The organism is Fibrivirga algicola (assembly GCF_011742925.1).
Classification (GTDB): domain Bacteria; phylum Bacteroidota; class Bacteroidia; order Cytophagales; family Spirosomataceae; genus Fibrella; species Fibrella algicola.
Map to the genome: position 1 here is coordinate 192,739 of NZ_WAEL01000002.1, position 26,446 is coordinate 219,184.

Genomic DNA, 26,446 nt, shown 5'->3' on the forward strand with positions numbered 1-26,446 from the left:
TATGCAAAACCACTCTTCTTTCTTCTCAATGAACGCTCTCTCTCAACTAACAACGCTCCTGGCCTTTGGGCTGGGTACGTTGGTGGCACAGGCACAGACCGACGCCACGGGCGAAACGCTGCTGGTGCGGCAACCGTCGCTCTCTAAAACGCATGTGGCGTTCAGCTACGGCGGCGACCTGTGGGTAGCCAACCGCGACGGCTCATCACCTCGCCGACTCACGGTAGGGCCGGGTGCCGAAAGTGGGCCGCAGTTTTCGCCCGATGGTCAAACCATTGCCTTCACGGCTACCTACGATGGAAACACTGACGTCTATCTGGTGGGTATCAACGGCGGCATGCCAAAGCGATTGACCTTCCACCCTAGTCCCGAAACCGCCAAAGGCTGGTCGGCCGATGGGCAACGGGTACTCTTTTTGTCGAACAGCGGATCGGCAGTAACACGATCGCCCAAGCTGTTTACGGTGTCGACGAAGGGCGAATTACCCCAGCAACTCCCTGTTCCGATGGCTGGTAGCTGGGCCAACCTATCGCCCGATGGTCGGGAACTGGCCTACAGCATTATTACCGACGCTTTCGCTACCTGGAAGCGGTACCGGGGTGGTATGACCACACCCATTCGGCTGCTCAACCTGCAAACGCTGGATGCCGAGCAGATTCCGCACGTCAACGCATCGGATGTACAGCCTGTGTATGCAGGCAACACCGTGTACTTCCTGTCGGACCGCGCCCGAACCATGAACGTGTTTGCGTATGACCGCGCCACCAAGCAGGTACGTCAGGTGACGAACCACACCGATTTCGACGTAAAGAATCTGGCGACCGACGGGCAGACGCTCGTGTACGAACAGGGCGGCCGGTTACACTTACTTGACCCGTCCGCCACCTCGACCGGAAAAGGGCAACCCATTAAGCTTTCACTGGCGGGCAACATCGATGTACTGGCCCTGCGCCCAACCTGGAAGCCGGTGGGTAGCATGATGCGCTCGTTTCACCTGTCGCCAACGGGCGTTCGGGCGGTGGTTGAAGCGCGCGGCGACATTTATACGCTACCAGCCAAAAAAGGCGACTGGCGCAACCTGACCCTGACCGACGGGGTACATGAGCGCAACCCGCTCTGGTCGCCCGATGGTGCGCGAATTGCCTACGTATCCGACGCTACGGGCGAGTACATGCTGATGGTCCGCGACGCCAAAGGGGAGAAAGCTGCTGAGGCCATTTCGCTGGGTGAACCGTCGTTTTATACGCTCGACAAGTGGTCGCCCGACGGAAAAAAGATCCTGTACAAAGACAAGAAGCTGAATCTATGGTACATGGACCTGTCGGCGGGCACCCGCAAGCCCGTGAAGATCACCACCGACACATTCGGGCCTAACTCGACGATTGAGGCCGACTGGTCACCCGACTCGAAATGGGTTGGCTTTTCGCGGAAGATGGACAATTACCTGAACCGGATTCACCTGTACGAACTAGCTTCGGGCACCACTACACCCGTGACCGACGGAGCCAGCCATACCGACGCGCTCGCCTTTAGCCGCGACGGCAAATACCTGATCTTCACGGCCAGCACCAACGTGGGACCCTCCTTCGCGTGGCTCGATATGGCTGGTCTGGATCGGCGCGGATTGGTGACGCAGAATCTCTACGCCGTGGTACTGAACGCCAAAGACCCGAGCCCGTTCGCCCCTGAATCAGACGACGAGAAAGATGCCCCCGCTCCACCAACGGCCGATACCACTCGCAAAGCACCGGTAAAGAAGCCAGCCGTTACCTCAACAACCACGACGACCGTGGCTATTGGCAAGGCGCCTAAGGTGGTGATCGACTTGGAAAACATTGGCCAGCGCATTGTGGCTCTTCCTATTCCCGCGGGTGGCATCGACAAGTTGAAGTCGGCAGATGGCGACCGGCTGTTTTACATTGGCTACACACCCGCCGCCGCCAAACCAACGCTTTACCGGTTCGATTTCAAGGAACGCAAAGCCGAAACGTTACTGGCCGACGTGACCGAATATGAAGTATCGGCCGATGGTAAAAAGCTGCTGTTCATGACCGGTTCCGACAAACTTAACATCGCCGATGTGTCAGGCAAACCCAGCGTGACGGAAGGCAAAGTAGACGTAAGCACGTTACAGGCCCTGATTGATCCTCGTCACGAATGGGCGCAGATGCTCAGCGAGTTCTGGCGCATTGAACGGGATTATTTCTACGTACCCAACTACCACGGCACCGACTGGAACGCCATCAAAGCCAGGTACACCCCTTTTCTGGCGCACGTGGCGCACCGGTCTGACTTGAATTTCCTGATCGGTGAAATGATGGGCGAAATGGTGGTTGGGCACAATTACGTCAGCGGTGGCGACATTCCCGACAGTAAGCCCGTTCCCGTTGGCATGCTTGGCGCCGACTATGAACTGGCCAACGGTATGTACCGCTTCAGGAAAGTGTTCAATGGCGAAAACTGGAACCCAACCCTGCGCGCACCTCTTACCGAACCCGGCGTCAGCGTGAAAGCGGGCGAATACCTGCTGGCTATCAACGGTCGTCCATTGACCGACAATGACAACGTATACCAGCAACTGGAAAATACCGTCGACCGCCAAATCACGCTCACGGTAGGTCCCAATGCCAACATGACCGGCTCTCGAAAAGTGACGGTGGTGCCTGTTGCCAACGAAGCGGGGCTACGGATGATGGATTGGGTTGAAGGCAACCGCCGCAAGGTGAGTGCGGCTACTGGTGGGAAAGTGGCCTACGTGTACCTGCCCAACACAGGCCAGCAAGGGTACGATAATTTCAACCGGTATTATTTCAGCCAGGTCGATAAGCAGGCCGTTATTGTCGACGAACGCTTCAACGGCGGTGGCCTCGTTGCCGACTATATTGTAGACATGCTCGACCGGCCGTTGCTCAGCTATTGGGCACCGCGCGAGGGCAAACCCTTTACCAGCCCCGCCGCGTCGATCTACGGCCCTAAGGTGATGATCGTGAACGAATACGCCGGCTCGGGTGGTGATGCGCTCCCCGCCTTTTTCCGTCGCCGGAATCTCGGCACAATCGTCGGGAAACGTACCTGGGGTGGTCTGGTTGGCATTTCGGGCTACCCGCCGCTCATCGATGGCGGTTCGGTCACGTCGCCTAGCTTCGGCATTTACAGCCCGGATGGGAAATGGGAAATCGAGAACGAAGGTGTGGCACCCGACGTAGAAGTAGAGATGACGCCTAAACTGAGCCAGAACGGCGCTGACCCGCAGTTGGAAAAAGCCATTGAAGTAGTCCAGGAACAGCTAAAAAAATCGCCGGTCCAATCGCGTCCTATGCCCAAAGGCGACCAGCGGGCCGTTGGGGAGTGACGTAGTGGTCATTATACTGCGCTATTATTTACTGGTACCGGCATAGCCCCCGCCGGAATGTCGAGCCCCCTATAGGCGGTCCAGCATTCCGGCGGGGGGCTACGCCGGCGAAAGCAACACCCCAAGCCTCAAGCCCCTTGCCCTCATACCCCACACCCTTTACGTTAACGTACCTGGCACCGGGCCTGTACCTGCACCGGATCGATCTGGGTACGTATGCGTCGTTGTGGCGGGAACAGGATTTTACGTTTTTCTTCCGTGACCTGACTGACCAGTTTGCCCGGCAGGGTGAACGCATCATTCACCTGTGGGAAGATGTGGAGCGTCAAAAACCCGCCGTAGTTGCTTCACGACTGGCTGCCTTACAGGGCCAATCCATCCGAATTCCGGGTCGACTTACCCAGGTTCGGCGCATCGACAAAGCAACAGCCACGGCGTTTCTGGACGAGCATCATTTGCAACCTTCCCTACCCGGCAAAATCCGCTACGGTCTTTTCCTGCCCGAACGCTATTACCGCATACTTCCCCCGGTTGGATCGTTTCCGGCCGACCCATCTCATACGTACCTGACCAACCGCCCCGCCGGTGAGTTACTTTTGGCGGTTGCTACGTTTGCCCAACCAAGGAGCCAGATTCGTGACGGTCTGCCCCATCGCTCGGCCGAATTGCTGCGCGTAGCCAGCCACGTAGGCACCACCGTTGTGGGTGGGCTGGACAAGCTGCTGAAGACGTACCTGACCAACCACCCCGCCGACGATCTGATGACCTATGCCGACCGCGACTGGTCGGACGGGGCCAGTTACCGAAAGCTGGGCTTCGAGCAACGAGGCGAAACCGCACCGCAGCAGTTTTGGCTCCACCCCCAGGAAGGCATCAGGCACGTACCCAGTCGGCTACCGTTACCCCTTAATCAAACAAATGTTATTGAGTTAGGCTATATCCCGATTTATAACACGGGCAGCTATAAGTTTGTAAAAATCTCACCTCACCCCCGGTCCCTCTTCTGAAAACCAGAAAAGGAGGAAATGCGCTGCATCGGCGAAGCTCCGCTGAAGTAAGTTATTTCCTTCTTCTACTTGCAGGAACAAGCCAGGAATGAGGTCAACCGCACATGACCCGACCAATTCCAACTGCCGATTACATTAAAGGATTTCTACGCCTGATTCGGGTGCAGAACCTGTTGATCGTCGTTGGTACGCAATACCTGGCCAGGATCGCGCTGATTGGTCCGCGCGAAGAGTGGCCTCAACTACTGCTCGATGGCCGGATGATCATTCTAACTCTCTCGACGGTCTGTATTGCGGCGGCGGGCTATATCATCAATGATTATTTCGACGTCAAAATAGACATCGTCAACAAGCCCGAACGGGTCATTATCGGGCGGTACCTGAAACGGCGCTGGGCCATTACGGCGCATCAGGTGCTCAACGTCATTGGTTGCTTGCTGGGTTTGTTGCTGAGCCGCTGGGTCTTCGCCGTCGATGTACTGTCGGTATCGCTGCTCTGGTTTTACTCGGCCAACCTGAAACGGCAACCCTTCATTGGCAACCTGGTGGTGTCGTTCCTGACGGCCCTGTCGCTGATCGTGATGGCGGTGTATTACAAACACAACGAAAACCTGCTGCTGATGTATGCCGCATTCGCGTTTGTAGTGACCGTAGTGCGGGAGGTAATCAAAGACATGGAAGATGTACGGGGCGATGCCCGGTATGGCTGCCGCACACTACCCATTGTGTGGGGAATTCGCCGCACGAAATCCTTGCTGTACGTCATTATTGCGGCCTTTATCATGTCGCTCTTCCTCACCGCCGACTCGTGGAATAACCCTCGCCTTAGCTGGATTTTTATGCTCCTGCTCATTCCCGTTTCATGGCTAGTGTACCGCCTTGTGCTGGCCGACACCCGCCGGGAATACAGTTACCTCAGCAATCTCTGTAAACTCATCATGCTCATGGGCGTGCTGACGATGGTGTGGGCATAACGGCATAGGGCATTACGCTGCCCGATCGGCCTCCAGGCAACCCTTCGAATAAGTGGACACTTACCGCTTCAGTACGTTCCGCGTTGTTCTACGTTCATCCGCTTCAATTTGCAGTACGTATTGTCCGTCCGGCAAGTCGCCCAAATCAAGTACCGCTGATGCAGTAGAGGTGTGATTCAACATGAGTCGGCCCTGCACATTCAGCACCCGAATAGCCAGGCGAGCGGTCGGTACGTTGAGCTTGACAACTAATCGCCCTGTTGTAGGTGTGGGGTATACCATCACCCAATCGGCGGGTTCGCTGGTGGCCGTGATCGTGAGCACCGTAATGGCTACGCTGCCCTGCGGTGTTCCAGCTCCACAGCCATTGGAGATTGATTTCAGCGCATACTGCTGGCTGGCAACTGGTTTTACTACAACCAGATGCGGTGTAGTGGTAGCTTCACCCCTTGTGCCATCAGTTAACTCATAGGTCCAGTTGGGCAATCCTGTAAAGGTCAGCCTGAGCGTAACCGGCTCCCCTGCCAGCAGGCTCAGGCTCGTGGCGGTGGCCGACAACGTACCGGTTGCTCGGTCGGTAACGGTTATGGCTTCGCTCAATACCGAAGCGGCGGGTACGTTGTCGGCTATAACGCGTAGCTTGTAGCCATTGCCTACCACAACGGAGGCTGGAATGCTGTACGAGAATTCGGTGGTTTTTGACGTTCCCAACTCAATGGGCGAGGCAAACCCACCATTGCTATCGGAGAGTTGAAGGCGAAACAGCGTACCTACGGGAAAATTTTCGGCTTTGATCTGCACTGTCTGTGGCTGGCTTTTACAAACCGTTTTTTCGGCAGTCAGGCTTACCAGTTTCGGAATGGGTACAGGGCGAATCAAGTCGTTTTCCCAAACGCTGCGCCCGTATGTTGCCGCCCGAATTTTGCTTTGATTATAGTCAATAATGAGGTCTGTAATCTCCACGTTAGGTAATCCTTCACTGAATAATTCCCATTCAGGCATCAGATCGTCTTTATAAAACACACCGCGTACTGACCCTACATAGAGGCCATTCTGCGTATTTCTCTGATGCGTCAGGCGGGTAATGACGAGGTTGGGCAAGTTGCCCGAAACGTCTTTCCATGTCTTACCACCGTCAATAGTCTGATAAAGCTTACTGCCCCAGCTTGCCCAGGCTGTGTTTGGGTCGGTGGGGTGAAACAGAAAATTCTTCAGGTTCTTGCCCAGCGGTGACCATGTTTTACCACCATCGAGTGTCAGGAAGCAGAGCAGGTCATTTTTGATGGTACCGTCCGTGTTTACACTTATCAATTCAGTGTAATGGCTGATTACGATTCGATTTGGATCGCTGGGAGCGACAGCCACTTCCTGCAAGCCGTAGGGCACTTTCTTTAGATCGAAATCCGTCAGCTTTTGCCACTGATCGCCCCTGTTGTCAGAGTACCAGATATTTTGAAGCCCCACGTAAAGTCGGTTTTTGGTTTCGTCGAATAAGAATGGCATATCCCAGTTCCGTGACTCGTCTGTCTTGGGGGCCACATTAGTGTACAGACTTGCCGCACCGATATTCTGTCTGGTTAACCGTTCAATGGCGGAGCAGCGGGCCTGAACGCAGTATACCGTGTTTGGGTCTACCGGATCAAACAGCGTGTACATACCATCGCCAACGATAATACTTTCCCAGGTACCGTTCACGAGACGATAGAAGCCATTGTCCTGGTTGGCTACCCCCAACAACGACGAGTTGTAGGCGGCTCTCGTTAAATGATACACCTGCGTAATCGCTATATTATCGCTCAACGCTTTCCAATACTGCCGGTTACCTGATTTATCCAATCGGTAAAAGCCCCCGTCGTTAGCGATAAAAAGGGCATTGGTGCCCGGCTGAAAGCCTATTGCGTGTGTATCCACGTGGGGTTGCACTTCGCCAGCCAACACCGTATTGTTCAAGGCCCGATCCGCCCAGACACTATCTGCTTTAAGGTTTGTTCGCATCAGAGACACTGGTCCCAGATAAACCCGATTGGCATCGGTAGGCGACACGGCAATGTCGAGGCAGTAATCGGTTTGTTGCATCTGACTCTCAACGGTGGGCGTATAATAAGTACCATTGCTATCTACAAACTTTTCTTGGCTCATCATCTGCTTCGACCTCGGCAGTGGCATCTCAAACGTTTTGCCAGCGTCTGTCGACACGTAATAGCCGCCATACTGCCGGTTTCTGCTGGCGATGAGCAAATACAGATTGTTGGGTGCGGCGGGCGTGACAGCCAGTTCAATTCGTTGTGTTTCCTGATTCCTGAAGGCATCGTTCAACGCCTGGTTCAGCGCGGTGAAGGTCAGGCCACCGTCAACTGAAACCATTACTCGCTGGGGTGTGGTGGCGTAAACGAGTTTAGAGTCACCGGGCTTAAATTCCAGATCCCAGATATGGTCGGTAACGGCCACATATGAACTGTTTGTTTTTTGCTTGGGAAAGTCGGTCAGCCTCCAGGTTTGACCTCCGTTGGTTGTCACGTACAGCCCATCGTCACAGGCTGCCAGCAGTCGTTGCGAATTTGCCGGGTCCATAACCAATCGGTATGCTCGGTTTTGCGCGTTGCAAAGCCCCAGATTCGTCCAGGTGTTGCCACCATCTACACTTTTCAGTATCCCCACCGAAGGCAGTGTATAGGAGTTTCGGTCGCCGGTTGCCACGTAAAGCGTATTCGGATTTGTCGGATCCACAACAAGGTCGGCTACGCTCAGGTTGGGCCAGTCGGTGCTGATGTCGCTCCACGTTTTGGCCCCGTCTGTTGTTTTCCAAAGCCCACCTGTAGGCGAGCCAACGTAGAACACGTTGGTATTGGTGGGGTGAAAGCCTATGCGGTCAACCCGACCTAACCCGTTGTATTTATCCGTGTGAACGTTAGGACCGATGTTCTTCCAGGCGGGGTACGCCGCTCGTCGCGCCATCACCGCCGACTGCTGGAGTTGCCGGTATGTTTGAGCCACCTGCGCTGGCTGATACGGTTGATGGTCGGCTCCGCGCAAACGCATCAACGCCTCCCAGCGGAAATAAAGGTTATCGCTGCTTTCGTCTAATTCTGGCTCAGACCGGCCGACTACGCGCCAACGCGCCCGCCGCTGTTCACGTCGTTGCTCTTTATCATATGCCCGACGAACCTGTCCGTACTTGGCGTTGGGGTCCTGAATAGCCTGATGCCATTCCTGCGCCTGAATAGGCGACGTGTAATAGAGGAAAAACAGCGCGAGGCTAATTCGGTACCGAAGCAGCATAGTGAACCAATGGCGTGATGTCACTAATATACTACGTCTTGCTGATAATACGGATACCTATTAGTTAGTTGCATAGTTCTGTTCTCTTCTCTACCTTGTTGGCTCGCGGCCGTAGAGTGAATAACTGATGGTACACGGCCCGCAGGCAGATGCACCCTACCGTTAACTGCTTTCTTCAGTAACTAGCGCCTGTTGACAAGAGCGTTTTCCTGGCCCATCTTGCTGAAGTTCCGTAGGGTCTGACTCCTACGCTGAGCCGCCAAAAACAGTGAACTCGCCTAACAGTCGCCACCGTCAAGGCCGTTTACCAGATCCTTCAGATCGTCGATCATATTATTGAGGCGTTCTTTACCAATAATGCTCCGGAAGTGCTCGTGGGCTTCTTCCATGCATTCGTGAACGCCTACCAGCAGTGCAAAACCGCGTTCATTCAGGAAGATCCGGCTGGCGCGTGAATCCGTTTCGTCTTTCCTGGTGTAGATGTATCCCTTATCCTCAAGCAGACTAACCACCTTGCTCATCATCTGCTTGGTTACGTCGGCTTTACGGGCCAATTCGTTGTTAGTAATGCCGTTCTCCTCAATGTTGGCGATCAAACGCAGGTAACTGAGCTTGAAATCGGTAAAACCGCGCTGATGCAGGCGGGGCTCCATAAACTCATCCAAATAGCGCTTTAATCGCCATGCAAGCCGTCCCATTGAACGCCCCCGAATCTCCCGGAACAATTCGAAAGTGAAGGTTTTACTATCTACTGATTTCATCGTCGCGGCGATCCTGTACGGCTCGCAAACTGATTAACGAATAATTAATACACAAATATAGTCAACCTGTTTGACTTTTATAGTCAACCAAGTTTACCTTTGAGCCGTTCATTTGACAGAAACGAATCTATTTACGGAAATATACCTGTCTCTTCATCCAATTAACACCTATGGCATCTGAATCAACATCTCCTTTGAAAACATACCTCCCCAGGCTCATCGGTCTGGTGGTCCTTGTAGCCGCCGCCTATTGGGGCTTTACAGCCTACCGTCGCGGACAGCAATATGAATCGACCGACAACGCCCAGATCGAAGGCACCTCTGCCCCGGTTCTGGCCCGGGTGGCCGGGTACGTTCAGGCAGTAAACGTCGACGATTACGCTACGGTAAAACGTGGTCAGCCGTTGCTCACCATCGACCCCAAAGAATATGAAGTAGCCCTGCAACAGGCGGAGGCCGATTATCAGTCGACGCTGGCTGACATTAACACGGCGCAGGCTGATCTGGCTTCGGCCCGGGCCAACAGCCGCAACGTGGCGCAAAACCTGCGGGTAACCCAGTCATCGGCCGCTGTACAGGCGGTTCGCCGCAATAAAGCGCAGTCTGATTTACAACGCGATCAAAACCTATTCAACGACCAATCGCTGACGCGCAAACAACTGGAAGATTCGCGCAACAACGTAGACGTGCAGACGCAGACCTACCAGAGCAGTCAGGAACAGATTAACCTGGCACGTACCCAGCAGGGCGTGGCCGAAGCGGGCATTTTAAAAGCGCAGTCGGCTATTCAGAAAATGCAGGCAGTCCTGAAAGTGAAAGCTGCCGCCGTTGAAAACGCTAAACTCCGCCTGAGCTACGCCAACATGGCCGCGCCGATTACCGGCAAAATTGGCAAGAAGAACGCCGTGGTTGGCCAGTACGTACAACCCGGCCAAACGCTGATGACCATCGTGAACGACAGCACGTTCTGGATCATTGCCAACATGAAAGAAACGCAGCTGGAGAAAGTGGTAGTTGGACAACCCGTTGATATCAAGATCGATGCCTATCCAAACCTGGATGTTAAAGGCCGGGTAGCCTCATTGTCGGAAGCTACCGGTGCTCGTTTTGCCTTATTGCCACCCGATAATGCGTCGGGCAACTTTGTGAAGATCACCCAGCGTGTTCCGGTAAAAATCGAGATTCTGAACCCCGAGAAATTCAAAGACAAGCTACGGGCCGGCCTGAGCGTGGATGTGGCCGTACGGGTTGCTGAGTAAACCCAACGCCTTCATGGAAACAACACTAAAGGCTCCGCCCGCCCCCGGACCCGCCCTGCCTACGGGCCTTCGGCGCTGGATCATCGTGATTACGGCGGTAACAGCGGCTATTATGGAACTGATCGATACGTCGATCGTAAACGTGGGCCTCACCGATATTGCCGGTAGCCTGGGCGCTACCATTGAAGATGCGTCGTGGGTGGTTACCTCCTACGGCATCGCCAACGTGATCGTGATTCCGATGACGGGCTTTCTGCAACGCTATTTTGGCCGAAAGAACTACTACATCGCTTCTATCATCCTGTTTACAATAGCGTCGTATGGCTGCGGTGTAGCCCCCGACCTCTGGACGCTCGTCTTCTTTCGCTTCCTGCAGGGTGTAGGTGGTGGCGCGCTGCTGTCAACGTCGCAGGGGTTGTTGTTCGATGCATTTCCCCCTCAGCAACGGGCGCTGGCTTCAGCACTGTTCGGCTTGGGTATCGTGCTGGGACCAACCTTCGGACCAACGCTGGGCGGATACATCATCGACAATTACCACTGGAGCTGGATGTTCTACATCAATATTCCGGTGGGTATTGCTGCCACCGTATTGAGCCTACGGTTTATTGACAAAAAAGCCGACGAGTTTGGGATCGACCGTAAAGCCATCAACATCGACTGGCTGGGAATTATGCTGCTGGCGGTCAGCGTGGGCAGCCTGCAGTACGTGCTCGAACGCGGCGAGTCAGACGACTGGTTCGACAACAATACCATTCTGTACCTGACCATTGCCGTTGCCATTACGCTGCCCTGGTTTATCTGGTCACAACTACGCGGCACCTCGTCGCCGGTGCTTGATCTGCGGGTACTCAAAAGTCGAAACCTGGCCGTGGGTGCCGTACTGATGTTCATTGTGGGTTACGGTCTGTTCACCTCAGTCCTGCTTTACCCGTTGATGGTTCAGCGGGTGGCGGGGTTTACGGCTACCCAAACTGGTCGCTTATTGATTCCGGGTGGTGCCATTGCGGCGATCTGCTTTCCGCTGGTGGGCCGCATCCTGGCAAAGGGAGTCTCGCCGCGTTATGTCGTTATGGCTGGGTACGTTGCCTTTGCCACGTTCTGCTTCATCATGTCGACGTTTACCACCGAGACGTCGGACGGCTACTATGTTCAGGCGCTGCTTATCCGGGGGGTTGGTCTGGCGTTCGTTAACGTGCCGCTGATCAACTCGTCAGTGTCAGGCATGAAACCCAGCCAGTTGCCTATGGGTATCGCCATCACCAATATGATGCGGCAGTTGGGTGGTGCTTTTGGGGTGGCTATTACCAACACCTACGTGGCCCAGCGCGTTGCTGCTCACCGCGTGGATCTGGTTTCGAACATCACGGCTGAGAATCCGCTGGCTACTGAGCGTATCAACGGCATGACGCAAATGCTGGCAGCAAAGGGCATGAACGCCATCGATGCCGTTACAGGTGCTTACCGAACGCTCGATCTGGCCGTTCAGAAGCAGTCGCTCCTGTTGGCGTACCTCGACGCATTCCGGCTGGCAGGGATGTTCTTCGTCGTTTCGTTCCCACTATTATTCCTGCTACGATCAGTAAAAATGGACGCCGCGACCGCCAAAGCCGCTGCCGACGCCGCCCACTAACAAATAAGTTTTGGGTTTGAGGTTTCGCGTTTGCCGTTGCTCCACTCTATAAACCGTATGGTGAGCTATCCGGCAACGTCAAATGTGAAACCTCAGACCATCAAACATAGTCTTCATGAAACCACTCCATACTTTTTTCCTGCTGCTATTTCCTTCACTGCTGATGGCGCAGCAGCCACAGACGTTGTCGCAGACGTTACCCAGCGATCTTGCCACGCTGATTCAACAGGCAGCGGTCAATTTTCCGCTCCTGAAACAACAGGAGCAGCAGATTCAGGCGGCTGGTTTGCAGGCCGATCTGGCCCGCACCGGGCTAAAGCCGCAGGTGTCTGTCAATGGTACCTATCAGTACATCAACCCCGTTCCGAAAGCAACGCTTCCCGTTGATGGCCGGAATGTAGAGCTGCAATTTCAGCCCAACCACAACCTCAACGCCAACGTGTCGGTCTCGCAGTCGATCTACGATTTTGGCCGGACAGGCGCGGCGGTTCAGCGAGCCGGCGATAACCTCCGTATTGCGCAGCGAAACCAGGAACTGACCCGCCACAACCTGGCCTTTCAGGTAGCAGCCGCTTATTACGGCATCGGCTTTATTCAGCGGAGCATGGCTGTGCAGGATTCGGTGATTCGCACGGCCGCCAATAACGTGACCATTCTGAGTGCCCGGCTCCAAAACGGTGATGCCCTACAGTACGATGTGGTGACCCAGCAGGTCCGGTTAAAGACAGCGCAGAACCGGAAAATAGATCTGCAGAATCAGCTGGACCGCCAGCGAGCTTACCTAACGTACCTGACCGGCACTACCGATCCGGTTATCGGCGCCGATGCCCAGCAGTTCAGCGGCCTGATTCAGCCCTTTAACCTTGAGGGGCAGGTCCAACAGGCGCAGGCTGGCAATAAAGAGCTACTAGCCGCTCAGGATCGGGTTCAACTGGCCCAGACAGATATCCTTGTCGATGCGTTATCAGGGCGTCCAAGCTTGGTTGCGATTGGGTCAACGGGTTTCCGGAACGGGTACGTACCTGACGTAAACAATCCGCGATTCAACGTGGCGGCGGGCGTCTCCTTTTCGGCACCGCTCTACGCCGGTGGTCGGTATAAACTACAGCAGCAGGCCGCCAGAATCAACCTCAATGCCAGCCGCTACGCCGTTGATAATGCCAATGCACAACTTCGCCAGCAGTTGGCCCAACTTAATGCCGATATCTCGGCCAATCAGACGCGTCTGCAGAACTTGAGCACGCAGGTAGCGCAGGCCCGCCAGGCACTCCAGCTAGCCCAAACCCGCCTCCGTAACGGGGTGATTACGGCGGTGGAATTGCAAAGTGCGGAAACGGGCATTGAAGAAGCTCAACTGGCTCAATTGTCCTTTCAATATCAACTTGTACTGAACCAGCTGGAATTGAAGCGATTACTGGGGGGGAGCCTCTAAGGCAATTCCTTAAAAACTCCTAAATTGTGATTGATCGGTAGCGTATAGGAGCAACAAAATCAGGCATTTGAGCGTTGAATCAGTATACACCTTCTTCAAGACGTACTATTTCTATCACTACAAAAAGCAACGCAGCGTTATGAAAAACCAGGTCATTTCGATCCTCAACAACTTTGGTATTCAGGAGTCACAAGTAGCCAATGATGTTCACTTTACCCGCGATCTTGGCCTCGACAGCCTGGACACGGTTGACCTGGTGATGCAGTTGGAGCAGGAGTTTGGCATTCGCATTCCCGACGAAGACTATCCCAAACTACTGACGTTTCAGGGTGTGTTGAATTACCTCGAAGACCAACACGTTTCCGTTGCCGCCTAATCAACCTCGTTTTCAGAATACATACCTTGACTGAACGGTTCTCAGCACCAAGCTGGGAACCGTTTTTTGTTTACGTCAGCACTCGCCCAAAGCAAACGATAAGGCCCGGCGTTCGGCATAGGTAAACAGGCTGCGGGGCGTCATGAACCCAACATGTCCACCCAGACGGGGGGTTTCAAGAAAAAAATGGGGCAACTCGTCTGCCAGCCAGACCGGCGAACATTCAGGCGACAGTAACGGATCGTTCTGCGCATTGAGGAGCAGAGCGGGAATGGTGAGGCCCGGCATGAAGTTGAGAGCCAATGCCTGTTCGTAGAAATCGTCGGCGTCGCGGTAGCTATTAACCGGGGCCGAGAACCAATCGTCAAAATCTTTCCAGACACGTACCTGCGGTAAGCGACTCATATCGAGCCGCCCCGGAAAGCGCGCCGCTTTCTGGGTGATCTTCACCAGCAGCTTTTTCATAAACCGGTTTCGGTAGAATCGATTTCTGGGCAGATCGAGCAGCAAAGCACTGGCTTTCAGATCAACCGGGGCAGAAACAGCGATTACTGAGCGGACAGCTGGCGGTAAGGCAGTTCCCTGCACACTGGCGTATTTGAGCGAAATATTGCCGCCCATGCTGTAGCCAACCAGTACTACCTCCTCGTACGCTTTTAAACGCAGGGCGTGGGAAATCACTTCGTGAATATCCCCAATCTCACCATGATTATAGAGCCGGAAAGCCTGGTTCATCTCCCCACTGCACGACCGACAGTTCCAGGCCAGCACGTCGAATTGCTGTTCGTGAAACAGCCGGGCTGTACCCATTATGTAATGCCGGTGGCTGTCGCCTTCGAGCCCGTGCGTGAGTACTACCAGGCGATTATTGCGGGGTTGCCGAAGCCAGTCGAGATCAACGAAGTCACCATCAGCCAGGGTCAGCCGTTCACGGATGTACGTAATACCCGGAATGCGCCGCGTAAGACTGGGTATAATCGTTTGTAGATGAGCGTTATACTGATAACGCGGTGGACCGGGGTAGGTTGATGCGATAACTGGCATTAACTTCTAGTGATAAATCCGTGTTTACAGCAGACCAATACTATCCAGTGACGGTGCAGTTCAATGCCCAATCCCACCTTTTATGAATTACGCCAAATACATTTCAGTAGCGCTGGCCAGTATGCTTAAGTTCGTCGGTGGCCCCTTGGCCGGGATGGCGCTGAACCTAACCTGGCGTGAAACGGCCATTTGCTCCGTACTTGGCATGATGACCAGTGTGTTTCTGGTACTCTTCGCCGGTACGGCTATCAACCAAATTCGGGATCGCTATCGAAAAGTGAAACCACGTCTATTTACGAAACGTACCCGGATGGCCGTGCGCATCTGGCAGCGCGCAGGCTTAGCGGGTATCGCCGTTCTAACGCCCATTTTGCTTACACCCATTGGCGGCACTGCGTTGGCCCTCTCTTTTCGTGTACCTAACCTCCGCATCATTGTCGCCATGCTCTTGAGCGGTAGCTTTTGGGGAGCGGTTATCTCCTGGGGCGCATTTCAGATACCGGGGCTGTTCAGGTGACTCCTTATTCCCTCCCCTCACGAGGAAGGAATGAAACTGGCGTGTTACCGACTCACCTCCACAACAGGCTTCGTTGTCTTTTTGCGGAAATCGCCACGCGAGAAGTGCTTCTCGATCAGGCAATAGAGTAGGATGAAGAAGTAGCGGCTACCCATCTCTTTGATTTTCAGCTTCGACTCACCGTATTTCCGGTTAGTCCAGCTATTGGGTACTACCTCGTAGCTGTAGCCGCGCACCATTGCTTTTAGCGGCAGTTCAACGGTAAGGTTGAAGTGCGGCGACAGGAATGGCTTGATCCCTTCCATGGTCTCGCGACGGTACAGTTTAAAGGCGTTTGTGGTGTCGTCGTACCGAATGCCCATCATCACCCGGATAATCAGGTTGGCCACGCGGTTGATCACTTTCTTCACCGCCGGATAGTCTACTACGCGTCCGCCTTTCTGCCAGCGTGAGCCAAAGACAGCATCGGTACCGGTATCACGCATCTTGTTATAGTACTTCACCAAGTCTTCCGGATCGTCGGACATGTCGGCCATAAACACAGCGACGCAATCACCCGAAAAGCGCTCCAGACCATACCGAACGGCATAACCAAACCCGTTGGGCCCCAGGTTGGTGAAAATAACCAGGGTGGGAATTTCGGCCTGTAATCCTTGTAAAACAGCCAGCGTGTTATCCTTCGAGTTATCGTTGGTTACGCAGATTTCATGGTCGATACCGTATTTAGCGAGGGTCTGATAGAGGGCACGCAGGGTCTCTGAAATCGACTCTTCTTCGTTGTAAGCAGGTATAACTACACTTAGCTTCATATGCGGAAATTGGGTGATGCGCAAAGTTACGCTGGTTTCCAGTGCGAAGGCACATCGGGTACAGCCACTTTTATTTGGTCAATTAGTTCATTAGGTAACGGCCCTAGCCGCGCGGCTTCTATATGATTCAGTACTTGCTCGTCGGAACGAACCCCAGGAATCACGACCGACACCGCCGGATGACTCAGGCAAAATCGGAGTGCCGAGGCACTGATGCCGCCTTCCAACTCATTTAGAAAAGCAAGCTGGCGGGTACTGGCCACCAACCAGTCACGATCACGATCGGGCAGGTAGTGCCGATACTGGTCGTGCGGGAAAATGGGGTCTTTGTCCAGGTACGTTGCTTTCAGAAAGCCCGATGCCAGGGGTACACGCGCGATAAACCGGTACGCTGATGCGGCGGGGTCGTTCCACAATATGGTTTCGGCCCGTCGATCCAGCGCGTTATAGATGACTTCGAGAACCGAGCCAAAGCCCGCGTCCATCACTCGCCTAGCTCCGTATACCGACCGCGAACTAACGCCGTAGGCCTTCAGTTTGCCTGCCCGCACCAGTGCCTCAAACGGCTCCGGATCATAGGTAGTCCAATCGAACGAATCGGGGGGACTGTGCAGTAAGAGGAGATCGAGGGAGTCGCGCTGAAGGCGGCGAAGGCTAGCCTCAACGGCCTCGGTTAAGTATGCAGGGCTGTAATCCTGCGTAGGTTGCCCGTTTGCATCGCGGCGGTTGCCGAATTTAGTGCAGATTTCGATAGGCAACGTACCTGTCTCTTCTGTTCGGCCAACCAGCGCCTGACCGATCAGGGTCTCGGCCTGACCAGCCCCATAACTATCGGCGGTATCGATAAAACGAATGCCTTCGTCGAGGGCGCGGTGTATGGCTTTGATCGCTGCGCGCTCGTCAACAGCGCCCCAACCCGTTGGCTTGTTGCCAACGTAGTTGGGGCCGCCCAGTTGCCACGTACCTATGCCCAGCCGGGCTAAACCCGACGAGGCCATGTTGGTTAGTTCCGGGTCACTCATGCTGCTACCGCTGCCGAGTCAGTCGTCTGCCCGGCGGGTGCCAAAATGATTTTACCTTTGATCAGGCTGCGCTGGCCTGGGTATTCGGCGAAGAACGCATTCCGACCATGCATTACACGGTCATCGTGGAAGAACACGCACTCCCCCTCCTTCAACACAACAGGCATGATGATGCCCGATTCCATGATGCGTGTTTCCAGGAATTTCTGCCACCGTTCGCAAAGGTCAAGCACCTCCGCTGAATTTTCCGTCCGGTCGAGGCAGTAGTAGTTCCAGTTGGCGAGGAAGCCTTCTTCGTCCTGATCGAGGGGCTTTCTCACTTTACGCAGGCCACCCTTCGAGTGAACAATGTCGGTGCGCAGCAACTCATCGAGCAACTCCGTTTCGCCATCCAGCTTCAGGCACTCTACCAGCATTGGCAGGTCGATAAAGGTCGTTGCACCGCCCAGCTTCGCTTTCGACGCGCAATAGAAGAAATTCACGGCTACTTCATCGTATAGCTCGACGTACGAATCATCCGTATGCAGTGGCTGCCGCGTATTGCTCGACCGGTACCGATCGGGAATTTCAGGATTATAGGTAATGTCGATCCAGCGGTTTCCTGTTTGCTGGCCCGTTGCGATATCTTCATCGGCGGCGTGAATTTTCCCGATGGTTTCTGACAGGCGGCTATAGAAATCGTGTACTGGCAGATCAGGCTTGAAATCAGATAGATGGACAACCTTATTCGCTAAAACAGCCTGCTTTACATTCTGAATAGTTTCATCGAGCGTGGTATACGCTACCGTAGCAAAGAAGTTCATAATACGCTTACGTTTCGTTTGTAATAAATGGCATATGGTAAATCCCTGACCTACAAGCCACTTCTAACTTTATTTTATAGTTGAAAGTAATGGAAGAGGCAGGTAAAAAACAAACTGAGTTATTGTACAGCCTGTTCCCGGAATCAGGCTTTCAGGAAGCGAACAAGCAAAATTTCGAGCAAAAGGAAAGCCAACGCTGCTACCAGAAAGTAAGGCCAGAGGTTGGTTCCCAGGTTTTCCCGCTCCAGAGCCTGCCCAAAATCACTGTCTTTGATGCTGTCAAACACCTCGACGTTGGGCTGATTGGCAAACACCTGCCGCAGTTCGGCGGGGCTGTAAAAAGCCATCTGCGACTCGGCCCGTCCATGATTTAGAGCAATGATACGCTCAGTTTGCAACGAGCCATCCGTTGCCGTACGTTGCAACTCGTAATACCCCGCCTCGACGGACTGGCCCGCCGATAACTGATTCGCTTTAGGCAGTTCAAGAACCAGTTGGTTACCCACCAGCCGCTGCACCGGAATAATCTCCAGCGATTTGTTTTTCAACTTATACACCGCCCGGTCGGCCGCATTAGCGGCGTTGGCGGTGGCCGGGAACGTCAGCACGTTATCGTCAAATGAATAGGCAGTACGCTGGGGCCGCACACTGAGTGCCGCCATCTTGTACATGACCGGCACGAAAAGAGCATGCTGCGCGAGGTTGCCGTAATCGGCACTCAATGGACTGGCCAGGATATACAACTGCCCCTGCCGACCATCTGTACCCCCCACCCGCGACTGAGTGAGAAACGGCTGCCCGCTACGGAGTGCCAATAACCGATCGCCGCCGTTCCATTGCCAGACCGCAGTGGCCTGCGGCATGTTCAGCACTTCCTGCCGAAAGCCCTGTTGGAACACGTCGGCAAAAAATGGCGTGCGCCGGTCGGGTTCAGCGACCGGGATCGGCGCGGCATCAACGGGATTTACCTGTAGTCCGGGTACGTTCAGGCTGCTTAGAAACGAACCGTAACTACCGGCATCGGGCCGGGCAGGCGGTACTACCACCATGCTGCCCCCCTGCTTCACAAACTGATCGAGCTCAGTACGTAACGTACCTGACACCTGAGGTACCCCTTCCAGCACAACCAGATCGGTACCTTTCAGCTGCCCAACGTCGAAGTTCTGCGCCGAGAACTGCCGGAACGCAAACAGGCTGTCGTTATCAAAAACGGCCTGAATGTAATCAGGGCCGGCTGGTTTCTGGCCGTACAGATGCAGCACCCGAATAGCAGGCGACGCTTCGATGACAAAGTAATAGTCGTTATCGAACGTGATGGGCTGGTCGTCGAAGAAGACGCGGCCCCGGTGAAATCCTTTTTTGGTCACGTTTACCGTCAGCGTCACATCGCCCGTGCTGTTGGCAGGTACGTTCACCGAAGCGGTAGACACCTGCACGTCATCGAGAAACAAGCGGATAGGCAGGTTCTGTACCGCTTCGCGGCCACTATTCCGCAGCCGGACATTGAGGCTGTTGTTCTGCATTTCGCGCACAAACGGCGTGGTAAGCCATACAGAATCAACGGCGACGTTACGCTCGGCCTGCGCGGTGATGGGAACGATGAAAACACGGTCGGCCGTGTCGACCTTGAGCCGGCTGAGATCACCGGCGGTACTTTTCTGAAAATCGGAGAACCAGAATAGCTGGTGCGTGCCTCCCCGGCCCGTACTGGCCAGCAGATTGCGCTGCCGCCGATATACGGCTTCGAGCGTGCGCGGTGTATGTGCCAGTTTGATGGAGGCCAGTCGGTCACGGATGGCTTCAGCCGTAGCGGTCTGCTGCTCATCGGCCGAGAAATCGTTGGTCAGCAGTTGCAGAGATGTCGCGTTGCGGAAGAGCGTCAGCAGTTGATCAAGCTTCCCCACGGCGATATCGATATAGCGGCGGTGGGGCGCGTTGTTGGCTTCTTCGTTCTGCATGCTGAACGAGTTGTCAACGTAGAGGCTCGTGGCCCCCTGACGCGACAGGCCGAGGCTACTTTTCGACGGAATGAACGGTTGCGCAAAGGCGGCTACCAGCGCGGCCAGAAACAGGCAGCGCGCCAGCAGGATCAGCCAATCGCGCAGCCGCCGAAACGACCGCGTGGTGGTCTGTACTGTCTGCAGCAGGGCTACGTTGGTAAAATAAACCCGACGGGTACGCCGAAAGTTGAATAAATGGATGGCAATCGGAACCGCAAGGGCCAGCAATCCCCACAAAAACGACGGAAATAGGAAACTCATAGAGGCGTAACGCTTTCAGGCCGTAAGTTAAGGCACAGGGTTGTTGAATGGTTAACGTTTATAGAGCAATATCTGATGTTCAGGCCGGTCCGCCACCGTACTCCTGACCATCAGATATTGAGCGTTTACTGCCTTTCTACCGGTTTACCCCTTCATAATGGTGTGACCCATTTTGTCGCGTTTTGTGGCCAGGTAGCGCTGATTGAACGGATTGCTCGGCATCTCGAGCGGTACCGTCTCTACAATTTCCAGGCCGTAGCCCATCAGGCCCGCCCGCTTTTTCGGATTATTTGAGATAAGCCGGAGTTTGTGTACGTTCAGATCGCGCAGAATCTGAGCACCTACGCCATAGTCGCGGGCATCCATAGGCAAGCCCAGGTCCAGATTGGCCTCTACCGTATCACGGCCGCTTTCCTGTAGTTTGTAGGCTCTTAATTTGTTGATCAGCCCAATACCGCGGCCTTCCTGAAACATGTACAACACTACGCCTTTGCCCTCGCGCTCGACCATTTCCATCGACGCGTGCAGTTGACCGCCACAATCACAGCGGCATGAGCCGAAGATGTCGCCGGTAACGCAGGATGAGTGGACCCGAACCAACACCGGCTCACCCGGCTCCCACTGGCCTTTAATCAACGCCAGGTGGGTGTCTTCGGTATCGTTCTGTTTGTAGGCGATCAGATCGAAGTGCCCCCATTCGGTGGGCATGTCAACACCAATCTCCCGCTTGATCAGGCTCTCGGTACGCAGGCGATAGGCAATCAGATCCTGAATACTAACCAGCTTCATGTCGAACCGATCGGCCATGATACGCAACTGCGGCAGGCGAGCCATGGTACCATCTTCGTTAAGCACTTCGATCAGCACGCCAGCAGGCTGCAAACCAGCGAGGCGAGCCAGGTCAACAGCGGCTTCGGTATGTCCCGCCCGACGGATAACGCCCCCATCGACGGCTTTAAGCGGGAAGATATGACCCGGCCGCCCCAAATCGTCGGGAACGGTGGCGGGATCAACTAATGCACGAATTGTTTTTGACCGGTCTGAGGCCGATATACCTGTCGTACAGCCATGGCCAAGCAAATCGACCGATACCGTAAATGGAGTGGTATGCACCGATGTATTGCTGGACACCATCATATCAAGGCCCAGTTCATGGCATCGTTCGTCGGTGAGGGGAGCGCACATCAGGCCACGACCCTCTTTTACCATAAAATTGACCATTTCGGGAGTAACGAGTTCTGCTGCGCAGATCATATCCCCCTCATTCTCACGATCTTCATCGTCGACCACCAGCACAATTTTACCAGCACGGATATCGGCGATGGCATCTTCTATTCGATCTAACTGGTTGCTACCCGAATCGGTGCCCGTATCTTTGTTCATAATATAATTGGAATTGGCAGTGCTTTTGGCGAGTTATTTGCTCCAGTTTGTATCACCGCTATCCATCCACTCACAAAACTCAGTCCGGCCAAGATACGTTTCGTTGGATGTGCGAAAACGCCGGGAATTGCGTTAAGGAATCAGATCAACAAAGGAGTAGCTACGAAACAACATTACACCGTGAATGGATTCTGGAACAAACAACGGCGGGCCATTTGGCTAGCTTTATGTTTGTTAATCAATGGATTATCAGCGTATTCGCAGCCTGGCGTTTGTCCGACACGCGCATCAGAAACGGGCGGATTTACAGTCCCGGCTCAGGTATGCGCGGGCAACTCCTTTACAATTACAGGCGTGCCCGGGGCGTTGGGTAGTAGCAGCAGGTATACGTACAATTACAGAGGTACAGATAACAGCATACCCAACACGGGTATTGTGACCACTACCTTCACCTACGCCGCTCCGGGCAGTTATACAATTCTTCAAGTAGGATCAAGCAGCGCCACTTCCGTTGGTACGCTGGCTTGCCGGGTAATTGAGGTGATGCCTACGAAAGAGATCTCGTTTGTCACCACTACATGCTCAAATAGAACAGTACTGCTGACTTACACCCTGGATGCAGAAACAAGCCGTTACAATCAGGTGACCATTGACTGGGGCGACGGCATAACAACGCTGGCTTATCCACCTCCGGGCACAACGACAGCAACTCCCTTTAGGCATGTTTACGCAGGCACGGCAACTAATTTCACAATCAAAGTTACCGGATCGTATACAGGTGGCTGTTCAGGCAATACCTCAGCCCAGCCAGTCACTATTCGGAATACAGTACCTGCTGACCCCACTATTGCCTCGCTGGTGTCAGACGCGACTAAAGCAACCATTACGTTTCAAGGGCCTACCGGGTATAACATGACGTTGTATCGGAAATCGGGAACGGGAATTTACGAGCCAACCAGCTTTTCGGGTACGTCGGGCGGGTATTTTGCGGTTCCGGCCTCACCCTTTGCAGTCAGCTGCTACCAAATCGTTGCCACGGATGTCTGCGGTGGCTCAGAACGCCGGTCGTCGGAGGTGTGTAGCCTGGCCCCCGTTGCTCAGTCAGAAGATAAGCAGAATACGATCAGCTGGCCAGCTTATACGGGCACAGGTCCGGTGCGGCTGTACAGAGCCTATAAGAATGGATTTCCCGCCTGGGCAGGGCCAACTTCACCCTATGTGGACAACGTTGACATTACGTGCGGTAAAACCGACTGCTACGTGATAGAAGCCTCTGTGGGGCCAACTACCATTCGCTCATCTACTGTTTGCACGTCGGGGAAAGACAATGGGGTTCCTGTTTCGCCGGTATCGGCCTACGTGTCGGTACAAACAGACGGAGTAAAAGTGCAGTCTAATTTGCCGACTGTTGGCCTGCCATCGCCCTATACGCTGATCGTTACGCGCTCTGACGGGAATGGAAGTGCCTTCAACCCTATCGGCGAAAGCAACGACCGCTCCTTTGTTGACCAGACAGCCCAAACCAACAGGCAGAGCTATTGCTACCAGACCGCCATCAGAAACGGCTGCGGCAATGTGTCGGCCCCCACCCCTCCGACCTGCACGATCTTACTGACCAAGACAAGCGATGGTTCGCTGACTTGGACACAGGCATCGCCCTACTCGAACGGCCCACCCCAATCGTACCAGGTCATTTCTATTGACCCGTCGACGGGTGTATCTGACAAAAAGCCGCTCAGTAACCAAACAACTTTTCAGCCCAGTCCCCAGAGTCAGGTGACTCAATACCAGATCGCCGCGCTCAACGGTGCCGGTATCGAAAGCTATTCGAACCCAATTGATGTGGAGCTGGGCCTATCCCTGTTCATGCCCAATGCGTTTGCGCCGGGCAGTTCACTGGAGAAGAATCGGTCATTCATGGCCGAAGGAGTTCGGGCATTCTGGAACACCTTCGAGATGACCATCTATAGCCGCTGGGGCGATGTCGTGTTCAACACAACCGACAAGGAGACAACCGGTTGGAATGGCGACATAAATGGCAATCCTGCCCAGTCCGGTTATTACAGTTACCGCATTCGGCTGACAGATGCGTCGGGCAGAGCATTTGAACGAACTGGCCAGGTACTGCTGATTCGGTAAACTGGTTTAGGCACTTTGTCGTTAGGTAGCTATACACAGACCTTGAACAGAATATTATGTTTGGCAACCTCGGAGATATGATGGGCATGATGGGAAAAATGAAGGAAATTCAATCCCGCATGAAATCCGCCCAGGACAGTTTAGCTACCCTTTCGGCCACTGGCGAGTCAGGAGCAGGAATGGTACGGGCCACCGTGAACGGCCAGAAACAACTTACCGCTTTGGTTATCGACCCCGACCTAATGAAGTCGGCCGACGACCGCGAAATGCTTCAGGACTTGATTGTGGCGGCGACCAATAAGGCAATGGAAAACATTGAGCCGATCATCAAAACGCATCTGCAACAGGCTACCGAAGGCCTTTTACCCAATATTCCCGGTCTCGATCTGGGTAGTATGATGGGCTAGCTCTATGTCTTTAGCCGTTGTTATTCTGAATTATAATGGGCGGGGATTCCTCGCCCAATTTTTGCCCGACGTTGTAGCCTATGCCGATGGTGCCACGATCTACGTAGCCGATAACGGCAGCACAGACGGGTCGATCGACTGGCTCCGGGACGAGTTTCCTACGGTCAGGCTGGTTCAGCTGAGCCGTAATGAGGGGTATGCAGGAGGCTATAACACGGCCCTTCAGCACATTCGTCACGAGTCGGACCCGTTTACGTACTACTGCTTGCTGAATTCGGATGTAGCCGTCACCCCCGGCTGGATCCGGCCTGTGCTGGCGCTGCTTGACACTCATCCCAACGTTGCTGCCTGCCAACCTAAGCTACTGGCCTACCACCAGCCAACCCAATTTGAATACGCGGGCGGGGCTGGTGGGTACGTCGACTGGCTGGGCTTTGCCTTTTGCCGGGGCCGCCTGTTCGATACCCTCGAAACCGATACTGGTCAATACAACGATAACCGGCCTGTTTTCTGGGCGTCGGGGGCTTGTCTGTTTGTGAGGGCTTCGGTATTTCACCAGACGGGCGGTTTCGACCCTGACTTCTTTGCCCACATGGAAGAGATTGACTGGTGCTGGCGTGTACAGCGGCAGGGCTACGAAGTATGGACCTGTGGCGAAGCAGTAGTACAGCACGTCGGCGCCGGTACGCTGGCCAAGTCGAATCCGAAAAAGACGTACCTGAATTACCGCAATAGCCTGGCCATGCTCTACAAGAACCTGCCGGATCACAGCCTGTGGCGGGTATTGGGGATTAGGCTGGTGGTCGACGGCCTCTCGGCGGGTCCGCTCCTACTTCGCGGCGAATGGGCGGCGATCTGGGCGATCATTCGGGCGCATTTCGCGTTTTACGGCTGGCTGGGTCGGTCCGACGCTTCGGCGTTGCGCATTAAACGTCGCAACCTGGCTCAGCTGGCAACCAATGAAGTACGACTTTTCCCCAAAAGCATTGTCTGGCAGTATTTCGCCAAAGGTGTGCGCCGTTTCTCCGCGTTATAAAGTGGTTCGCAGCTGACACACGGAGGTACGTTGGGCTTTTCTGGCATTGATCAAGAATCGTCGTGTACCTCCCGGAATCAGCTGCGGACGCAGTAGCTTCAACTTATTGCTGTAAAATTGGCTTTACGTCAATCTGGCTTTGATGATACACCAGTGAATGCGGAGGGACTGTTTCGGTTAGCCACACGTTGCCGCCAATGATTGAATCGTGCCCCACCACCGTATGCCCGCCGAGAATGGTAGCGTTGGCATAAATCACTACATTGTCTTCAATAGTCGGATGGCGCTTTTTCTGCGCCAGCGATTTGGCTACGTGCGTAGCGCCCAGGGTAACGCCCTGATACACGCGCACATTTTCGCCAATAACGGTTGTTTCACCAATAACTACACCTGTGCCGTGGTCGATAAAAAATGAGGGGCCTATACTGGCGCCCGGGTGAATATCAATCCCTGTTTGCCCATGAGCATACTCGGTCAACATGCGTGGCAACAGGGGTACGTCGGCGTGGAGGAGCGCGTGGGCGATCCGGTAAACGGCAATCGCGTAAAAGCCCGGATACACAGCAATTACTTCTTCGATGCTCACCGCCGCCGGGTCATTGTCGGCAATAGCCTGCGCGTCGAGTAGCAGGTTATCGTGAATGGCGGGCAGTTCATCGAAAAAGCGCATCGCCACTGCTTCAGACCGGTTCACCAGGTTGGGTTGCAATGGATGCAGCAAACACAGCAACTGATCGTGAAGCCGCTGGTACGTTTCGCCAACGTTAGCCGTAACTGACTGGCAATCCTGCGTAACGGGAAAAAGCAATCGCATCAGCTGGTCGATGAATCGCCCCGCGTCGGGACGCGATGGCAATCGGTACTGATAACTATGCTGTTGCGCCGACAGGCGATTTAAAAAAGCGATGAGCGGGGTAGACATACGTATAGTGGTTAATCTGCCCCAATATGGGGT

At 54.3% G+C, this 26,446-nt stretch carries 20 protein-coding genes; 11 read left to right on the plus strand and 9 right to left on the minus strand.

From position 1 onward, the window contains the following. Positions 1-28 precede the first annotated feature (28 nt). The 3 genes from F7231_RS06055 to F7231_RS06065 all read left to right on the plus strand — a co-directional run bounded on the left by F7231_RS06055 (position 29) and on the right by F7231_RS06065 (position 5,333). Positions 29-3,352 carry a S41 family peptidase gene (locus F7231_RS06055; protein WP_166691294.1) on the plus strand — a complete coding sequence of 1,108 codons (3,324 nt, stop codon included), beginning with the start codon at positions 29-31 and terminating at the stop codon, positions 3,350-3,352. Positions 3,353-3,489: 137 nt separating this feature from the next. Beyond that, positions 3,490-4,359: a hypothetical protein gene (locus F7231_RS06060; RefSeq protein ID WP_085412387.1), complete on the plus strand. Its 870-nt coding sequence runs from the start codon at positions 3,490-3,492 to the stop codon at positions 4,357-4,359. Between the two features lie 104 nt (positions 4,360-4,463). Next, positions 4,464-5,333: a geranylgeranylglycerol-phosphate geranylgeranyltransferase gene (locus F7231_RS06065; RefSeq protein ID WP_085412386.1), complete on the plus strand. Its 870-nt coding sequence runs from the start codon at positions 4,464-4,466 to the stop codon at positions 5,331-5,333. 60 nt (positions 5,334-5,393) lie between these two features. Here the strand turns inward: F7231_RS06065 and F7231_RS06070 are convergent, their stop codons facing one another. Together F7231_RS06070 and F7231_RS06075 are read right to left on the minus strand one after the other, a co-directional pair. After that, on the minus strand, positions 5,394-8,612 hold the full coding sequence (locus F7231_RS06070) for a T9SS type A sorting domain-containing protein (RefSeq protein WP_166691295.1): 3,219 nt from the start codon (positions 8,610-8,612) through the stop codon (positions 5,394-5,396). 278 nt (positions 8,613-8,890) lie between these two features. Next, complete coding sequence (locus F7231_RS06075; RefSeq protein WP_085412384.1) at positions 8,891-9,373, minus strand: MarR family winged helix-turn-helix transcriptional regulator; 483 nt, start codon at positions 9,371-9,373, stop codon at positions 8,891-8,893. A gap of 194 nt (positions 9,374-9,567) precedes the next feature. On the opposite strand from F7231_RS06075, the gene F7231_RS06080 reads away from it, so the two are divergent. From F7231_RS06080 to acpP, 4 genes are all read left to right on the plus strand, one after another. Beyond that, positions 9,568-10,632: an HlyD family secretion protein gene (locus tag F7231_RS06080; RefSeq protein ID WP_229365084.1), complete on the plus strand. Its 1,065-nt coding sequence runs from the start codon at positions 9,568-9,570 to the stop codon at positions 10,630-10,632. A gap of 13 nt (positions 10,633-10,645) precedes the next feature. Further along, the gene (locus tag F7231_RS06085) at positions 10,646-12,262 is read left to right on the plus strand and encodes a DHA2 family efflux MFS transporter permease subunit (protein WP_166691296.1); all 1,617 of its coding nucleotides are present in this window, start codon (positions 10,646-10,648) and stop codon (positions 12,260-12,262) included. A gap of 115 nt (positions 12,263-12,377) precedes the next feature. Beyond that, the gene (locus tag F7231_RS06090) at positions 12,378-13,694 is read left to right on the plus strand and encodes a TolC family protein (RefSeq protein WP_166691297.1); all 1,317 of its coding nucleotides are present in this window, start codon (positions 12,378-12,380) and stop codon (positions 13,692-13,694) included. 67 nt (positions 13,695-13,761) lie between these two features. Then, a complete protein-coding gene (gene acpP, locus F7231_RS06095; protein WP_310589286.1) occupies positions 13,762-14,070 on the plus strand; it encodes an acyl carrier protein in 309 nt (102 codons plus the stop codon). A gap of 75 nt (positions 14,071-14,145) precedes the next feature. Here the strand turns inward: acpP and F7231_RS06100 are convergent, their stop codons facing one another. Beyond that, positions 14,146-15,114, minus strand: coding sequence for a YheT family hydrolase (locus F7231_RS06100; RefSeq protein ID WP_166691298.1), 969 nt, complete (start codon positions 15,112-15,114; stop codon positions 14,146-14,148). 82 nt (positions 15,115-15,196) lie between these two features. Between F7231_RS06100 and F7231_RS06105 the strand changes: the two genes are divergently transcribed. After that, a complete protein-coding gene (locus tag F7231_RS06105; protein WP_085412379.1) occupies positions 15,197-15,631 on the plus strand; it encodes a hypothetical protein in 435 nt (144 codons plus the stop codon). Positions 15,632-15,675: 44 nt separating this feature from the next. Here F7231_RS06105 and F7231_RS06110 read toward each other — a convergent pair whose 3' ends face one another. The 5 genes from F7231_RS06110 to F7231_RS06130 form a co-directional block, all read right to left on the minus strand. Then, complete coding sequence (locus F7231_RS06110; RefSeq protein WP_085412378.1) at positions 15,676-16,440, minus strand: glycosyltransferase family 2 protein; 765 nt, start codon at positions 16,438-16,440, stop codon at positions 15,676-15,678. Between the two features lie 26 nt (positions 16,441-16,466). Beyond that, positions 16,467-17,462, minus strand: a complete 996-nt coding sequence (locus F7231_RS06115) for an aldo/keto reductase (protein ID WP_229369684.1) — start codon at positions 17,460-17,462, stop codon at positions 16,467-16,469. Further along, positions 17,459-18,265 (minus strand): TauD/TfdA family dioxygenase, encoded by an 807-nt coding sequence (locus F7231_RS06120; RefSeq protein ID WP_166691299.1) that lies wholly within the window; start codon positions 18,263-18,265, stop codon positions 17,459-17,461. The genes F7231_RS06115 and F7231_RS06120 overlap by 4 nt, the downstream gene beginning before the upstream one ends. 143 nt (positions 18,266-18,408) lie before the next feature. Continuing rightward, positions 18,409-20,526, minus strand: a complete 2,118-nt coding sequence (locus tag F7231_RS06125) for a BatA domain-containing protein (RefSeq protein ID WP_166691300.1) — start codon at positions 20,524-20,526, stop codon at positions 18,409-18,411. A 144-nt stretch (positions 20,527-20,670) separates the two neighbouring features. Beyond that, complete coding sequence (locus F7231_RS06130; protein WP_085412375.1) at positions 20,671-21,909, minus strand: bifunctional 3,4-dihydroxy-2-butanone-4-phosphate synthase/GTP cyclohydrolase II; 1,239 nt, start codon at positions 21,907-21,909, stop codon at positions 20,671-20,673. A 435-nt stretch (positions 21,910-22,344) separates the two neighbouring features. On the opposite strand from F7231_RS06130, the gene F7231_RS27700 reads away from it, so the two are divergent. Genes F7231_RS27700 through F7231_RS06145 form a run of 3 tightly spaced genes read left to right on the plus strand, consistent with a single transcriptional unit; the run spans position 22,345 to position 25,491 of the window. Then, a complete protein-coding gene (locus tag F7231_RS27700) occupies positions 22,345-24,048 on the plus strand; it encodes a T9SS type B sorting domain-containing protein (RefSeq protein ID WP_157510597.1) in 1,704 nt (567 codons plus the stop codon). Positions 24,049-24,104: 56 nt separating this feature from the next. After that, complete coding sequence (locus F7231_RS06140; RefSeq protein WP_085412373.1) at positions 24,105-24,455, plus strand: YbaB/EbfC family nucleoid-associated protein; 351 nt, start codon at positions 24,105-24,107, stop codon at positions 24,453-24,455. A 4-nt stretch (positions 24,456-24,459) separates the two neighbouring features. After that, the gene (locus F7231_RS06145; protein ID WP_166691301.1) at positions 24,460-25,491 is read left to right on the plus strand and encodes a glycosyltransferase family 2 protein; all 1,032 of its coding nucleotides are present in this window, start codon (positions 24,460-24,462) and stop codon (positions 25,489-25,491) included. A 103-nt stretch (positions 25,492-25,594) separates the two neighbouring features. On the opposite strand, the gene epsC is transcribed toward F7231_RS06145, so the two are convergent. Continuing rightward, a complete protein-coding gene (gene epsC, locus F7231_RS06150; protein ID WP_085412371.1) occupies positions 25,595-26,413 on the minus strand; it encodes a serine O-acetyltransferase EpsC in 819 nt (272 codons plus the stop codon). Positions 26,414-26,446 lie beyond the last annotated feature (33 nt).

Excerpts from the sequence above, each read along its gene's own strand:
- F7231_RS06055 (WP_166691294.1), top strand. The coding sequence starts at position 29 with ATGAACGCTCTCTCTCAACTAACAACGCTCCTGGCCTTTGGGCTGGGT.
- F7231_RS06065 (WP_085412386.1), top strand. The coding sequence starts at position 4,464 with ATGACCCGACCAATTCCAACTGCCGATTACATTAAAGGATTTCTACGC.
- F7231_RS06070 (WP_166691295.1), bottom strand. The coding sequence starts at position 8,612 with ATGCTGCTTCGGTACCGAATTAGCCTCGCGCTGTTTTTCCTCTATTAC.
- F7231_RS06075 (WP_085412384.1), bottom strand. The coding sequence starts at position 9,373 with ATGAAATCAGTAGATAGTAAAACCTTCACTTTCGAATTGTTCCGGGAG.
- F7231_RS06085 (WP_166691296.1), top strand. The coding sequence starts at position 10,646 with ATGGAAACAACACTAAAGGCTCCGCCCGCCCCCGGACCCGCCCTGCCT.
- F7231_RS06090 (WP_166691297.1), top strand. The coding sequence starts at position 12,378 with ATGAAACCACTCCATACTTTTTTCCTGCTGCTATTTCCTTCACTGCTG.
- F7231_RS06100 (WP_166691298.1), bottom strand. The coding sequence starts at position 15,114 with ATGCCAGTTATCGCATCAACCTACCCCGGTCCACCGCGTTATCAGTAT.
- F7231_RS06105 (WP_085412379.1), top strand. The coding sequence starts at position 15,197 with ATGAATTACGCCAAATACATTTCAGTAGCGCTGGCCAGTATGCTTAAG.
- F7231_RS06110 (WP_085412378.1), bottom strand. The coding sequence starts at position 16,440 with ATGAAGCTAAGTGTAGTTATACCTGCTTACAACGAAGAAGAGTCGATT.
- F7231_RS06115 (WP_229369684.1), bottom strand. The coding sequence starts at position 17,462 with ATGAGTGACCCGGAACTAACCAACATGGCCTCGTCGGGTTTAGCCCGG.
- F7231_RS06120 (WP_166691299.1), bottom strand. The coding sequence starts at position 18,265 with ATGAACTTCTTTGCTACGGTAGCGTATACCACGCTCGATGAAACTATT.
- F7231_RS06125 (WP_166691300.1), bottom strand. The coding sequence starts at position 20,526 with ATGAGTTTCCTATTTCCGTCGTTTTTGTGGGGATTGCTGGCCCTTGCG.
- F7231_RS06130 (WP_085412375.1), bottom strand. The coding sequence starts at position 21,909 with ATGAACAAAGATACGGGCACCGATTCGGGTAGCAACCAGTTAGATCGA.
- F7231_RS06140 (WP_085412373.1), top strand. The coding sequence starts at position 24,105 with ATGTTTGGCAACCTCGGAGATATGATGGGCATGATGGGAAAAATGAAG.
- F7231_RS06145 (WP_166691301.1), top strand. The coding sequence starts at position 24,460 with ATGTCTTTAGCCGTTGTTATTCTGAATTATAATGGGCGGGGATTCCTC.
- epsC (WP_085412371.1), bottom strand. The coding sequence starts at position 26,413 with ATGTCTACCCCGCTCATCGCTTTTTTAAATCGCCTGTCGGCGCAACAG.